Source organism: Janthinobacterium sp. PAMC25594 (assembly GCF_019443505.1).
Classification (GTDB): domain Bacteria; phylum Pseudomonadota; class Gammaproteobacteria; order Burkholderiales; family Burkholderiaceae_D; genus Janthinobacterium.
This window is the reverse complement of the sequence record NZ_CP080377.1, coordinates 3,864,595-3,878,420: the sequence shown is the minus strand read 5'-3', so window position 1 is coordinate 3,878,420 and position 13,826 is coordinate 3,864,595. Positions and strand designations below refer to the sequence as shown.

At 62.6% G+C, this 13,826-nt stretch carries 13 protein-coding genes and 1 tRNA gene; 7 read left to right on the top strand and 7 right to left on the bottom strand.

The features are described from left to right. Positions 1-105 precede the first annotated feature (105 nt). Positions 106-699, top strand: a complete 594-nt coding sequence (locus KY494_RS17445; RefSeq protein ID WP_219887661.1) for a glutathione peroxidase — start codon at positions 106-108, stop codon at positions 697-699. 120 nt (positions 700-819) lie between these two features. Beyond that, positions 820-1,179: a DUF1428 domain-containing protein gene (locus KY494_RS17440; RefSeq protein ID WP_086144438.1), complete on the top strand. Its 360-nt coding sequence runs from the start codon at positions 820-822 to the stop codon at positions 1,177-1,179. On the opposite strand, the gene pabB is transcribed toward KY494_RS17440, so the two are convergent. From pabB to KY494_RS17425, 3 genes are all read right to left on the bottom strand, one after another. Next, positions 1,176-3,014 (bottom strand): aminodeoxychorismate synthase component I, encoded by a 1,839-nt coding sequence (gene pabB, locus KY494_RS17435; RefSeq protein WP_219887660.1) that lies wholly within the window; start codon positions 3,012-3,014, stop codon positions 1,176-1,178. The genes KY494_RS17440 and pabB overlap by 4 nt on opposite strands. A gap of 21 nt (positions 3,015-3,035) precedes the next feature. After that, positions 3,036-3,611, bottom strand: a complete 576-nt coding sequence (slmA, locus tag KY494_RS17430; protein ID WP_086144344.1) for a nucleoid occlusion factor SlmA — start codon at positions 3,609-3,611, stop codon at positions 3,036-3,038. A gap of 101 nt (positions 3,612-3,712) precedes the next feature. Then, complete coding sequence (locus KY494_RS17425) at positions 3,713-4,447, bottom strand: pyrimidine 5'-nucleotidase (RefSeq protein ID WP_219134083.1); 735 nt, start codon at positions 4,445-4,447, stop codon at positions 3,713-3,715. A 95-nt stretch (positions 4,448-4,542) separates the two neighbouring features. Between KY494_RS17425 and KY494_RS17420 the strand changes: the two genes are divergently transcribed. Beyond that, positions 4,543-5,412: a TraB/GumN family protein gene (locus tag KY494_RS17420; RefSeq protein ID WP_258194298.1), complete on the top strand. Its 870-nt coding sequence runs from the start codon at positions 4,543-4,545 to the stop codon at positions 5,410-5,412. Positions 5,413-5,670: 258 nt separating this feature from the next. Here KY494_RS17420 and KY494_RS17415 read toward each other — a convergent pair. Continuing rightward, a tRNA-Thr gene (locus KY494_RS17415) sits at positions 5,671-5,745 on the bottom strand. 40 nt (positions 5,746-5,785) lie between these two features. Beyond that, the gene (gene argB / locus KY494_RS17410; protein ID WP_010393729.1) at positions 5,786-6,679 is read right to left on the bottom strand and encodes an acetylglutamate kinase; all 894 of its coding nucleotides are present in this window, start codon (positions 6,677-6,679) and stop codon (positions 5,786-5,788) included. Between the two features lie 231 nt (positions 6,680-6,910). Here argB and KY494_RS17405 point away from each other — a divergent pair, with 231 nt between their 5' ends. The 3 genes from KY494_RS17405 (at position 6,911) to KY494_RS17395 (ending at position 11,426) form a co-directional block, all read left to right on the top strand. Continuing rightward, a complete protein-coding gene (locus tag KY494_RS17405; protein WP_219887658.1) occupies positions 6,911-7,111 on the top strand; it encodes a cysteine-rich CWC family protein in 201 nt (66 codons plus the stop codon). A gap of 93 nt (positions 7,112-7,204) precedes the next feature. After that, a complete protein-coding gene (locus KY494_RS17400) occupies positions 7,205-10,243 on the top strand; it encodes a response regulator (RefSeq protein ID WP_219887657.1) in 3,039 nt (1,012 codons plus the stop codon). A 31-nt stretch (positions 10,244-10,274) separates the two neighbouring features. Further along, a complete protein-coding gene (locus KY494_RS17395) occupies positions 10,275-11,426 on the top strand; it encodes a two-component system response regulator (RefSeq protein ID WP_219887656.1) in 1,152 nt (383 codons plus the stop codon). A gap of 138 nt (positions 11,427-11,564) precedes the next feature. On the opposite strand, the gene KY494_RS17390 is transcribed toward KY494_RS17395, so the two are convergent. Both KY494_RS17390 and KY494_RS17385 read right to left on the bottom strand, forming a co-directional pair. Continuing rightward, positions 11,565-12,842: a PHB depolymerase family esterase gene (locus KY494_RS17390; protein ID WP_258194296.1), complete on the bottom strand. Its 1,278-nt coding sequence runs from the start codon at positions 12,840-12,842 to the stop codon at positions 11,565-11,567. 54 nt (positions 12,843-12,896) lie between these two features. Then, on the bottom strand, positions 12,897-13,310 hold the full coding sequence (locus KY494_RS17385) for a CopG family transcriptional regulator (RefSeq protein ID WP_034783786.1): 414 nt from the start codon (positions 13,308-13,310) through the stop codon (positions 12,897-12,899). Between the two features lie 278 nt (positions 13,311-13,588). Here KY494_RS17385 and KY494_RS17380 point away from each other — a divergent pair, with 278 nt between their 5' ends. Continuing rightward, on the top strand, positions 13,589-13,822 hold the full coding sequence (locus KY494_RS17380) for a DUF1289 domain-containing protein (protein WP_070304433.1): 234 nt from the start codon (positions 13,589-13,591) through the stop codon (positions 13,820-13,822). Positions 13,823-13,826: the final 4 nt, after the last annotated feature.

The following is a 13,826-nucleotide window of genomic DNA, read 5'->3' as shown; positions in this document are numbered from 1 at the left end:
ACTGTCGTTGATGTCGCTCAAGCTATCGCTGTTGTTGTGGCCCTCATGCGCGTGGGCGGCGTTTGACATAGAATGGTTTTTTTCCGTTCAACCATGGTGCCCCTCATGTCCAAGATCCTTGCCCAGCTGTTTGCGCTGACTACCCTTGCCGCCAGTGCCAGCCTGGCCGTGCCGGTCCATGCCGCCGAAACCGCGCCAGCTGCCGCTGCGCCAGCGGCCTGTCCCGCCATCCTCAAGCAGACCTTCAATCGTTTGCAGGATGAGGCGCCGCAAAACCTGTGCCAATACGCGGGCAAGGTCGTGCTGGTGGTCAATACGGCCAGTTATTGCGGTTTTACCAATCAGTATGAAGGGCTGGAAGCGCTGTACGCCAAGTACGGCAGCAAGGGCCTGGTGGTGCTGGGCTTTCCGTCGAACGATTTCGGCAAGCAGGAGCCGGGTAACAGCAAGGAAATCGCCGATTTCTGCTACAACACCTATGGCGTGAAGTTTCCCATGTTCGCCAAATCGGCGGTGTCCGGCCCCACGCCGAACCCCCTTTACGTGGACTTGATCAAGCAGACGGGCAAGACGCCGGCCTGGAATTTCCATAAATATTTGATCGACCGCCACGGTAAGGTGGTGGAAAGTTTCCCCAGCAAGGTGACGCCGGACGACAAGAAACTCGTTGGCGCAGTGGAAAAAGCGCTGGCGATGTAAGTTGCCGACACACAAGCAGGCCTGCGCGCCTGCTTTTTTTAATGCCGCGCTTGTCGTCTTGCCATCATTGTCCTAAGCTGGTGGTTCGTGTCTGTCAAAACAACCATCAAGGAGATCATCATGGCGTATGTCGATGGATTTGTGGTGCCCGTACCGAAAGCCAAGCTCGATACCTATCTGGCCATGTCGCGCGCCTGCGGCGCCGTCTGGCGCGAATATGGTGCGCAGGAATTTCGCGAATGCGTGGGCGACGATGTCAAGCCGGGCAAGCTGACCTCGTTCCCGCAGGCGGTGGACTTGCAGGATGGCGAAGTGGTGGTGTTTTCCTGGATCGTGTTCGAATCGCGCGCCAAACGCGATGAAATCAACGACAAGGTCATGAAAGACCCGCGCCTGGCCGAGATGATGGATCCGGCCAAGCTGCCGTTCGATGGCAAGCGGATGATTTATGGCGGCTACGAAATGCGTGTAGACGCTTAATTGACAAGCTGCGCCATCATGGCGCCGCGCAGCGCATTGCACACGACGATCGCCTCGGCCCGCGCCAGCATGGGACGCGTGATGACGGTTTCCCGCGCATCCCAGGCGGGATCGGCCAGCATGGCCGCGCGCTGCACGCCGGGCAACAAGCCGCAGGACAGGGGTGGCGTGTGCCAGCGGCCATCGAGCCGGACGAAGACATTGCTGCGCCCGCCCTCCGTCAATTCACCCCGCTCGTTAAAGAACAGCATGTCGAAGCCGCCTTGCGCCTCGGCCGCGCGCCAGGCCGCGTCGTAGCGCGCGCGCACGCTGCTCTTGTGGCGCAGGAACAGGTCGTCGGCAGTCGTGGCGTCGGGCGCCAGCAGGATGTTGACCGTCTGCGGCAAGGCGGTGAGGGCACCGCTTTGCGTCGTAAACTGGCCGTCCTGGCGCAGCGCCAGGCGCAGGCGGAAGGGGATATCGTCGGGCCGCGCCGCGCAGGCCGCCAGCAGTGCGGCGCGGGCAGCGTCCGCATCCCAGGCAAAATTAAAATAGGCGCAGGAGGCGGCCAGGCGCGCCAGGTGGCGTTCCTGCTGGCGGCAGCCATAGTCGCGGCTGGCGTGCAGGGTTTCGAACAGTTCGAAGTCGTTCGTGAGGCCCGTGAGGAAGCGCGCCTTGAGCTGGCACTCCGCAAATTCCTCGTGCGGGTCGCTGTCGAGCACGATGCCGGCACCCACGCCCATTTCGCCGCGCCGCATGCCGCCAGGGCCAGCCGGCTGCAGAGCCAGCGTGCGGATCGGCACGGACATGCAAAAGTCGCCCACGGCGTGGGCGGCGCCAGCGTTTGGTGGATCGAACCAGCCGATGGCGCCCGTGTAGATGCCGCGCGGCGCCCCTTCCAGTTCGGCGATGATTTCCATGGTGCGGCGTTTCGGCGCGCCCGTGATCGAACCGCACGGATACAAGGCCTGGAAGATGTCGGCCAGGCTGGCGTCGCCGCGCAGGCGCGCCTGCACGGTGGAGGTCATTTGCAGCACGCTGCTGTAGCGCGTCACTTCGAACAGGGCGGGCACATTGACGGAGCCCGTGGCGGCGATGCGGCCGATGTCGTTGCGCAGCAGGTCGACGATCATCAGGTTTTCCGCGCGATTCTTCGGATCATGGGCCAGGGCCCTGGCGCGGCGTGCATTTTCTTCCACCTGTTCGGCGGGAGCGGCCGGCGCCGTGCCTTTCATGGGGCGCGCCGTCAGCTCGCCTTGCGCATGGCGCACGAACAGCTCCGGCGACAGCGACAGCAGGGCGCCGCCACCGGGCAGCATCACCAGCGCGCCATACGGCACGGGCTGGCGCGCGCGCAGCCGCGCATACAGGGCCAGGGGCGAGCCGAAGGCGTCGAAGCGCAAACGATACGTGTAGTTGACCTGGTAGGTGTCGCCGGCCACGATGTAGTCGTGGATGCGGTGCAGTGCGCGCGTGAATTCGGCTTGATCTACATTCGCGCGAATATCGGCCACGCCGGCCGGCGCGGTATCCGCGCGGACGCGTTCGTCCAGCCACTGCGCCACGTCCTCCTGCGACAGCTGCGTGCAATGGTCAAAGACGAGCACTTGCGCCAGCGGTGGCGCGCCGGGATCCGCCGCGCGCGGCGGCATGGTCAGCAAGTGCGCGCCCAGCTCGTAGCTGCACACGCTGACGGCGTACTGGCCGCGTTTTAAAGCCCCTTGCAGCCCTTCGAGCAGGGCCGGCCACTGCTCCCCCTCGCCGCACCGCAAGACCGCCGCCAGGCCCGTGTACAGGCGCGAACCGGCGCCGGGTGTGCTGGCGTCGTCGAGCAGGGCGAAACAGTCGGTGTGCATGGGGACAGCCGCGGCGATGACTTACCCCAGCAGCATGGCGATTTGCAGCGCCGCTTCCTGGGAGGGATTGATCTTGAAGCCGCTCTTGGCGTAGCGGTGCCAGCGTCCAATGACGAAGCTGACGATCAGGGTGGCGCGCGCCGCCACTTCGCTTTCCTTGCCATGGCCTTCGGCGGCGGCCACGCGCAAGGCCTGCTTGAGCGCCAGTTCCACGCGGTCGTAGAACTGGTTCATGCGCACTTGCAGGCGCTCGTCCTCATTGACCAGCGCATCGCCGATCAGCACGCGCGTCATGCCCGGATTGCTGATGGCGAAATTGAGCAGCATGCCGACGATGTCGCGCGTCTGCGTCATGCCGTCGCTGTGCTTTTCCGCGATCTGGTTGATCAGGCCGAAAACGCTCGACTCGATGAATTCGATCAGTCCTTCGAACATTTGCGCCTTGCTGGCGAAATGGCGGTACAGGGCCGCTTCCGACACGGCCAGTCTGGCCGCCAGTGCGGCAGTGGTGATCTTTTCGCCTTTCGGCTGCTCCAGCATTGCGGCGAGGGCCTGAAGAATTTGTAGCCTGCGTTGGCCCGGCGGTGTGCTTGCCATATTTTCTCTTGTCGTTAAAAAAATGCTGCCTTGATGGGGCGTTCCGTCACCGCCGCTAGCGGTGCGGCTTCCGGCGTCAACCGGAAGCCCAGGAGTCCCCTTCAACGCAGGCGGTGAAGGCGGCGTACCAAATGCCGGACAGATTTTACTTTGACATCGACGTAAGCGGGGCGATTTAACGCCTTGGGCAGCTTCGCCACGCCGATCGGATCGGCCATTTTCAGGTATTGCGTGACCCAGGCCGTGCGCATGCCCAGTTTTTTTGCGCCCTTCAGGTTGGCCAGGGTGTCTTCCACCAGGATGCAGCGGCCAGGGCGGATCTGGTGCTTGCGCATCAGTTTGCGCAGCATCAGCGTCGATGGCTTGGGCCGCAGCTGGCGGTGCACATGCATCGCCTCGATGGCGATATGCTGCGCAAAGTGCCGGCGCAGGCCCAGATGGCGCATCACGTCGCTCGAGTAGCGCAGCGGCGCGTTGGTGAGTAAAATTTTACGGCCAGGCAGGCGTTTGAGTAAAGCCCCCAGCCCCCGCTCGGCGCGTATCATGGCGCGCAAATCGTCGAACGCGTGCGTCTCGTGCAAAAAATGCGCGGCCTGCACCTGATGGTGCTTGACCATGCCCAGCAAGGTGGCGCCATAGCGGCGCCAGTAGGCCGCGCGCGCCGCATTGACGATGGCGTCGTCGGCCGGCGTCACGCCGTCGCCCAGCACGCGGGCAATATACGTGTTCATATTGGCCGTGATGGTGGGGAAGATGGCGTGCGAGGCATTGTGCAGCGTGTTGTCGAGGTCAAACAGCCAGACCGGCGACGAGCGGTTAAGATGGGACACAGGCACAGGAGTCTTTAGGCAAGATGATAAGCAAGATGAAAAATTCAACAATCAGGAAAACCATGCGACGCCAGATTATAGTGATGTTTTGCGGATTATTCTTGTTGCCGTTGCCAGCGGCCTTCGCCGAAGTGCCACCCGTGGCGCAAAACCGGGGTGCCCTGTTCAGGGTGCAGGACGCCGGCCACACCCTGTATTTGTTCGGCACCATCCACGTCGGCGCCCCCGACTTTTATCCGCTGGAACCCACCGTGACGCAGGCGCTGCATCAGGCTGGCGCGCTGGCGCTGGAGATCGATCCCGGCGCCGACCCGCGCGCCGCCCTGGGCGCCGTGCTGAAATACGGCATGGAGGCGCCGGGCAGCCAAGTGCCGGCCGACTGCCGCCAGACCCTGGCCCCGCGCCTGGCGCCGCTGTTGCAAAAATACGGCATTCCGGCCGAAGCGGTGGCGCAGATGAAACCGTGGATGCTGGCCAGCATGCTGGCCATCGGCGAGTTTTCCACCCTCGGCTACCGCTCCGACCTGGCGGTCGACAATTATCTGTCGCAGCAGGCCAAGGCGCGCAAGATCCCCGTGCTGGAACTCGAGTCGATGGAAGGCCAGCTGGCGCTGTTTGGCGCGATGACGCCGCTCGACCAGTGCCGCTTCCTGGAAGACGGCGTGGCCTCGATCGAGGACCAGGAACAAAGCCAGGAAGCGCGCGAGATCGCCAACGCCTGGCGCACGGCCGACGCGGCCGCCTTCGACAAGCTGGCGGCAAAGGCAGCGACAGACCCCTCGTTCGCCGCGCAGTTCGTGCAAAAGGTGTTGTTAGATGGCCGCAACCCGGCCCTGGCCGACGGCATCGCCAAGTTGCTGGCGCGCGAAAAGCACAGCCTGGCCGCCATCGGCGTGCTGCACCTGGTCGGAACGAAAAGCGTGCCGGAGCTGTTGCGTCAAAGGGGCTTAAAGGTCGAGCGGGTGTATTAGGGATAACGCTGGCTTAGCCGCGCAAAACACGCGGCAGAGCAGATGGAAAAATGTTCAGGGCAAGGCGGACTGACGAAGACAGTACGCATGTACGGCGAGGAAGGACAACGCCGCCATGGGCATTTTTACTATGGGGAGATGAAGGCAGAGCAGATGGAAAAGTGTTCAGGGCAAGGCGCCGAGACGAAGACAGTACGAATGTACGGCGAGGCGAGGCAACGCAGCCATGGACATTTTTCAGATACGGGGATAAATCGATGGTGCCCTTGACGTGGATCGAACACGTGGCCTCTCCCTTACCAAGGGAGTGCTCTACCACTGAGCTACAAGGGCATAAAAAATCGGCGCTGGGTGAATTGCGCCGAATTATTTTTTAGTGCGAACGGATCATAGTACCAAAAGCCTGCTCGGTCAACACTTCCAGCAATAATGAGTGTTCGATGCGGCCATCAATGATGTGTACCGTGTTCACGCCGGACTTGGCGGCGTCGAGCGCGGACGAGATCTTCGGCAGCATGCCGCCCGAGATCGTGCCATCGGCGAACATCTCGTCGATTTCGCGCGCGGACAGGTCGGTCACCAGGTTGCCCTGCTTGTCCTGGACGCCGGCGATGTTGGTCATCATGATCAGCTTTTCCGCTTTCAGGATTTCCGCGATCTTGCCGGCTACCACGTCCGCGTTGATGTTGTAGGCCTGGCCATCCTGGCCGAAACCGATCGGCGAAATGATGGGAATGAAGGCATCGTCCTGCAGCGCCTTGACGACGGCCGGGTTGATCGCGTCGATCTCGCCGACAAAGCCGATGTCGAGGAATTCGCCCGGATGTTCGCGGTCCGGCATCTGCATCTTGCGCGCGCGGATCAAGCCGCCATCCTTGCCCGTCAGGCCGACAGCCTGGCCGCCGTAATGGTTGATCAGCATGACGATATCCTGCTGCACTTCGCCGCCCAGCACCCACTCCACCACTTCCATGGTTTCTTCATCGGTGATACGCATGCCTTGCACGAAGGTGCCTTGCTTGCCGATTTTTTTCAGCGCGTTGTCGATCTGCGGTCCGCCGCCGTGCACCACCACCGGGTTCATGCCGACCAGCTTGAGCAGGATGACGTCGCGCGCGAAGCCGTGCTTCAGGCGTTCGTCCGTCATGGCATTGCCACCGTATTTGATGACGATGGTCTTGCCATGGAAATTGCGAATGTAGGGAAGGGCCTCGGCCAGAATCTGCGCCTTGATTTGCGGCGACACCGCCGTCAAGTCGTCATTCATGTCCAGGTTCAAGTTAGCTAGTTGATTCATGGCGAGTCCGGAAAATAGATTTGTGCGATTTTACAGGGAAGAAGAAAATCCTGGAGGCATTATAGGGCGATCTTGTTGTATTTTCCCTGATGATCCTATAGTCTGGCCCGATATGTCCCCCAGCCAGCCCTTTTACTGCCCGTTACATCTGCGTCGCATCCCGTCGCAGCATGACACACACTTGCCAATTCAAACACAGCCATGAGCGCATGCACCCGCTGCGGCGCCACCTTCCAGTGCGGCCAGACTGACCCGCAGGCCAGCGGACCCTGCTGGTGCTTGGCCCTGCCGCCGGCCGTTCCCGTGCCCGGCGGCGCCGTCGGCTGCTGGTGCCCAGCCTGCCTGCAAGCGCATATCGCCACCCTGACACCCCCTGTAAAAGCCATCACGTCGGCCAATTAAGCGCTTCGATATAAATTGCTTTGCAATAAACCTTGCATTCCGTAGGGGAATACGTTCAGACTTCAATTTTTAAGAATTTCTTATAGGAAAGTTATGCGCTTCAGGGATATCCGCATCGGCGTGCGCATCAATGCCGGTTATGCCATTTTGATCGTGCTGATGCTGGTCGTCATCGTCCTGGCCGGTAGCCGCATCTATGCCATCCGCGCCGAGACCGACGATATCCTGCAGCGCGACTGGGTCGCCGCCAAAGCCACCAGCAAGATCCATGGACTGGCGCGCGAGGCGGCCACGCGCATTCCCAGCCTGCCGAACCAGCACGAATTGGCACGGCGCCAGGCGAATCAGGCGCACCTGGAAGCGATCAAGCAAGGCATCGATGAACAGGTGCGCATCCTCGATGGTCTCGATGCGCGGCCGGAAGAACGGCGGCTGCTGGAACAGATGCACCTGGCACGCGCCGACTACTATGGCTCGCTCAAGACGATGTTCGAACTGGTCGAGCGCGGCGAGGATGCTGCCGCGGAGCTGGCCATGCGGACGCAGACCTTGCCGGTACTGGAAAAAGTGCTGCTGTATGTGGGCCAGCTCGATGACTTGCAGCAGCAACTGATACGCGACAGCGCGGCCAGGATACGCGACGATATCGATACGTCGCTGATCCTGATGGGTGGTATCGGCCTGGCAGCCCTGTTGATCGGCCTGGCCTTTGCCTGGTCGGCGCGCTCGATCACGCGTCCCTTGGGCGAGGCGGTGGCGATCGCTACGCGCGTGGCCAAAGGCGACTTCAGTTCCGTCATCGAAGTGACGTCGCGCGATGAGACGGGCGAATTGCTGCAGGCGCTGAAAAACATGAGTACCAACCTGGCCGTCGAGCAGGATCTGCGGCATGCCGTCGAAGTGGCCGAGGATGCGACCAAGATGAAGTCGGACTTCCTGGCGAATATGTCCCATGAAATTCGCACGCCGATGAACGGTATCATCGGCATGACCCACCTGGCGCTGCAGACGGAGCTCACCTCGACCCAGCGCAACTACCTGGAAAAGGTGGAATCGGCATCGAAGAACCTGCTGGCCATCATCGACGACATCCTCGATTTCTCGAAGATCGAGGCGGGCAAGATGGCCTTTGAAAAAGTCGATTTTTTCCTCGAGGACGTGCTGGCGCAGATCGCCGACCTGTCCGTGATGCGGGTCCAGGACAAGGGGCTCGAACTGCTGTTCGACATCGCCCCCGACGTGCCGAACGCATTGCAGGGCGATCCGCTGCGCCTGGGCCAGGTGCTGATCAACCTGACCAACAATGCCATCAAATTTACGGACAAGGGCGAGATCGTCGTCAGCATCCGCCTGCAGCAGCTGGAAGAACATGCGGCGGTGCTGCGTGTCGATGTGCGCGACACGGGCATCGGCCTGACGCCGCCCCAGCGCAGCAAATTGTTCCAGGCATTTACCCAGGCCGACACGTCCACCACGCGCCACCATGGCGGCACCGGCCTGGGGCTGACCATCAGCAAGCGCCTGGTGGAAATGATGGAAGGCGAAATTGACCTGGTCAGCGAAGCGGGTGTGGGCAGCACCTTTTTCTTTACGGCCCGCTTCGGCCTGGCCGCCGTGCCGCGCGACAGCCTGCCAGTGCCGTCGCAGTTCCAGGGCCTGCGCGTGCTGGTGGTCGATGATAACCCCAGCGCGCGCGAAATTTTCGTCAGCATGCTGACGGCGCTCGGTTTCGATGCGCGTGCCGTGTTTGGCGGCGTGCTGGCCATCGGCGCCGTGGCGCAGGCGCGCACCGAGGGGCGCCCGTACGGGCTGGTGCTGATGGACTGGAAAATGCCGGGCATGAACGGCCTCGATACGCTGGCCGGCATCCGTGCCGATGCCGCCGGCATCGATGCGACGCCGGCCTGTATCATGGTCACGGCCTTCCATCGCGAAGCACTGCTGGAGGCGGCGCGCCAGCGGGAATTGCCGCTCGATGGCGTATTGAACAAGCCGGTCAGCGCCTCGACCCTGCTCGACCAGATATCGTTCGTGTTTGGCGGCGTGACAGGGCAGAGCCGCAAGACGCAGCGCCAGAGCAGCTACCGCGACGACGAACGCGCCCTGCGCGGCGCCTGGCTGCTGCTGGTGGAGGATAATGAGGTGAACCAGGAAGTGGCGCAGCATATTCTCAACGACGCCGGCATTCGTGTCGACATCGCGAGCAATGGCGCCATCGCGCTGGCGAAGATCGAGGAAAACGCCTATGACGGCGTGCTGATGGATTGCCAGATGCCGGTGATGGATGGCTACCAGGCCACCCGCAAGCTGCGCCAGGATCCCCGTTATTCGGATTTGCCGGTGATCGCCATGACGGCCAATGCCATGGTCGGCGACAAGGAAAAATGCCTGGACGCCGGCATGAACGATTTCATCGCCAAGCCGATCGACGTGGCGCAGCTGTTCGGTACCCTGGCGCGCTGGATCGCGCCGGCCGCGCCGCAGGAAATGACGGTGGTGGTGGCGCAGCAGGAAGCGGAGCTGCCCGTGATCGCCGGCCTGAAAATGGCGGAGGCCATGCGGCGCGTGGGCGGCAATGCCACGTTGATGCGAAAATTGCTGGATCGTTTTGTGGAAACCCAGTTCGATGCCATGCAGCGCATCGTCGCCGCCATCGAGAACAATCAGCTCGAGACGGCAATCCGGGAAGCGCATACCCTGAAGGGCCTGGCCGGCAATATCGGCGCCGGTGGCCTGGCCGACAGCGCGGCGCGGGTCGAGCATTTGCTCAGCCTGGGATCGCATGACGGCTTGCCGCAGGCACTGGCGGCCTGCACCCTGGCGCTCGACGAACTGGTGCCGAAGATCGTGCTGGCCATGCAGTCGCGCAGCAATGTGCCCGAGCCGGGCAACGCCGTGGCGGCACCGGTGGACCGGGCATACCTGGAGGCGGGCTTGCGCGAACTGTCGCGACTGCTGCAGCAGGACGATGCGCAGGCCGTCAAGCATCTCGATGGCATCGGTCCCGTGCTGGTCGCGGCCGGGCAGGCGGAACATGCGCGCCAGCTGAAGCGCATGCTGGGACAATACGATTTCGAAGGTGCGCTGGCGCAGCTGGGCGAGGTGGCCGATGCGCTGGAACTGACACTGTGACAAGGATAACTATGCAGAGCGAAGGACGGGCATGAGAGCGTCAGCAAGCAAGCCAACCATCCTGGTAGTCGACGACACGCCAGACAATATCGACCTGCTGCGCGCGGTGCTGGAAGACGATTACCGCACCAAGATCGCCGTCAATGGCGAGCGCGCCCTGAAGATCGCCGCCGGCGGCGACCAGCCCGATCTGATCCTGCTCGACATCATGATGCCGGGCATGAGTGGCTACGATGTGTGCCGCGCGCTGAAGGCCGATGCCGCCACGGCCGGCATCCCCGTGATTTTTGTGACCGCCATGAGCGAAGTGGCCGACGAGCAGCTGGGCCTGGCCCTGGGCGCCGTCGATTACATCACCAAGCCGATTTCGGCGCCCATCGTGCTGGCCCGTATCAAGACGCAGCTGGCGATGAAGCAGATGCAGGATTTTTTGCGCGACCAGAATCATTACCTGGAAACGGAAGTCGAGCGCCGGGTGCAGGAAGTGGCGGCGCTGCAGGACGTCACGATACACGCCATGGCTTCGCTGGCCGAGACGCGCGACAGCGAGACGGGCAACCATATCCGTCGCACCTCGCACTACCTGAAGGCGCTGGCCGAGAAAGTGCGCGACCTGCCGCGCTTCCGCGATTTTTTGACGGACAAGAATATCGAACTGCTGTTCAAGACGGCGCCGCTGCACGATATCGGCAAGGTGGGCATCCCCGACCATATTTTGCTCAAGCCGGGGCGTTTCGAGCCGCACGAAATGGCCATCATGAAGACGCACACCACCCTGGGGCGCGACGCCATCCTGGCGGCCGAGCACGAGCTGGGCATCGAGGTCGATTTCCTCAAGTACGCGAAAGAGATCGCCTACAGCCACCATGAAAAATGGGATGGCAGCGGTTACCCGCAAGGGCTGGCTGGCGAAGACATCCCGATTTCGGCGCGCCTGATGGCGCTGGCCGACGTGTATGACGCCCTGATCAGCCGACGCATCTACAAGCAGGGCATGGAGCATGCACAGGCCGTGCAGATTATCATCGAGGGGCGCGGTTCGCACTTTGACGCCGAGATCGTCGACGCCTTCCTGCAGATCCAGGACCAATTCATCGCCATCTCCAGCCGCTATGCCGATGGCGTGTGCGAGATCGCCGACAAGCAGCGGCAGATCGCGCCATATACCGAAAACATCAGCTGACGGTCTTGAAGAAGCGCAGCTGCTTTTTGCGACCGGCGGCTGGCGTCCGGGCCTTTGCCGTCGGCCGCATGACTGCCGCTGTCGCTGCCGCCTGACCAGGCATGGCCGGCGCCGTGCATGCCACGTCCAGATCAGTGCTTAGCTGACGGTCTTGAAGAAGCGCAGCATCTCGCGGCTGGCGTCCGGCCCTTTTCCGTCCGTGTAGCTGCCGTTATTGCTGCCGCCGGACCAGGCATGGCCGGCGCCGTGGATGACCCAGTGTTCTCCCAGCGGCGAGCCATCGGCCTGGCTGTGCGTGGTGCGCGTGTAGCGGTGGCCATTCGGCACGCTGCCGTCGATGGATGCCGCCTTGGCCGCCTTGCCGCCCGCCTGACTGCGCACGCCCTGCGCGATCAGTTCATCGCCATTGCGCGGGTTGACGGTGGTGTCGCGGTCGCCATGGAAAACGATGATGGGGACGCCGCCCGCCGGCGCCTTGCGCTGGGCATTGGGCATGGCGCCGCCTTTCATGGCGGCCAGCGCCGACGGCAAGTCCTGCGCCGAAGCGAAGGGCAGGCCCGAATGCACGCCGACGGCGGCAAACAGCTCGGGGTACAAGGTGCCGACGATGACGGCCATGGCGCCGCCCGCCGACAGGCCGGCGACGAACACTTCGCGTTCATTCACCGGGTAGTCGTCGATGACTTGCCGCGCGATGCCGGCGATCAGCGACGGTTCGCCCTGGTCGCGCTGCTGGTCGATGGCGTTGAACCAGTTCCAGCAGCGTGAACTGTTGGCACCCTGCGTCTGCGCCGGATAGACGACAAAACATTCCTTTTCTTCGGCCAGCGCATTCATCTGCGTGCCGGCGGCGAAATCGTCGGGATTTTGCGTGCAGCCGTGCAGCATCACGATCAGCGGCATGGCCTGGCCGTGATAGCTGCTGGGGATATACAGCTTGTACGAACGCGTGCCCGCATGGTTGCGGTATACGCCGTCGATGAACTGCGCGCCAGCGGGTATTTCCGCCGGCGTGGCGGCCGGCGCGTTGAAGCCGGGCGGATGAAAATTCGGCAGCTCGAAGCTGGGCATGTCGAAGCTGTGCTGGCCCAGGCCGGCGGGCACGCCCAGGCGCGCCATGAAATCCTGCGCGAATTCCTGCGCCGCCTGCGCGGGCGTGGGCGGCACCGATGCCGCTTCCGGTGCGGCGTCCGCTTGCGGCGGCGCGGCGCGGGCCTGCGCTGACGGTGGCGCCGGTGGCGGATTAATGTCGCGCATCGGCTGCGGTGGCGGCGCTTGCGTGGACGCCGCGTGCGGCGCCAGGCCGGCGGCAGACAGCGCCTGCTGGATCGCTTCGGTGGCGGCGGCGGGACCGCTGCCCATCAGATTACGGGTCGCTGCGCGCATCTGCGCCAACATGTTGAGAGGTAGTTTCATGACCATCCTTAACGGTGCCGCGCATCGGCCGGGTCATCGCCGCAAACCAATACGCTAGTGAATTCGCCCTGCGAGCGCCGTCTTGACGACGGTGCTGGCGTGCAGGGCACCTAATACGAAAATCGACTCGATGGTGGCCAGTGCCAGTTCCACGGAGACGTCGCTGGCGATGCTGGCCAGTCCCAGCACCTGGATCTGCAGGCGCTGGCCGGCTGCCTGGATCGCTTCCAGGTCGGCGCGCGAATAGTGCTGCATGCCCAATACCAGGCTTTTACGGGCGACGGTTTGTTTCACCACGTCGGCGTGGATACCCAGCTGGTTGCGGATGGCCGTACGGATCAGATCCGTGCGGTTGGAATAAAATCCCTCCTGAACCAGCAAATCGATCTGCCCCAGGTCGATCAAGCCGAGGTTGATCGTGATTTTCTCGGATTCCCCAATTTTGGGCTTGCTGTCTTGCTTGGCCATATCTCTCCAAAAACTCCACGTGGCATCCAATTGCCATCTGTATGGATGGTAGTATAGTTGTGTAATATCTCAAGTCAAGCAGGATCTGGCCTGATCGTGTTGTAGGACGGGCACCCGCAGAGTGAAAACCAGCTGCAAAATAAATTTCCGGGAGATGCGTTTTTGAGCATGCTTTCGCTTGAAAATATACTCACAGAAACATTGCATGCCGACGCCGTCGACGCGCCGGCGCGGTTTCGCGGCATAATGCAAGCCTTCACGTTTACCGATGCCGTTCCATGATGGTCGCTACCCCACCTCCGCCAGCCGTTCCGCTCCCCTTGCCGTCGCCGGTGCCGTCGCCCTGTGTCAGCCTGTGCAAGATGAACCGCAACAGCGGCTTGTGCGAAGGCTGCTTGCGCACGCTCGACGAGATCATCGCCTGGAGCAAGGCCGACGACGATTTCAAGCGCGCCGTGTGGGCCGAATTGCCAGGACGCGAATCTTTGCTCGATTTCGAGCCCGACTACTGAGGAA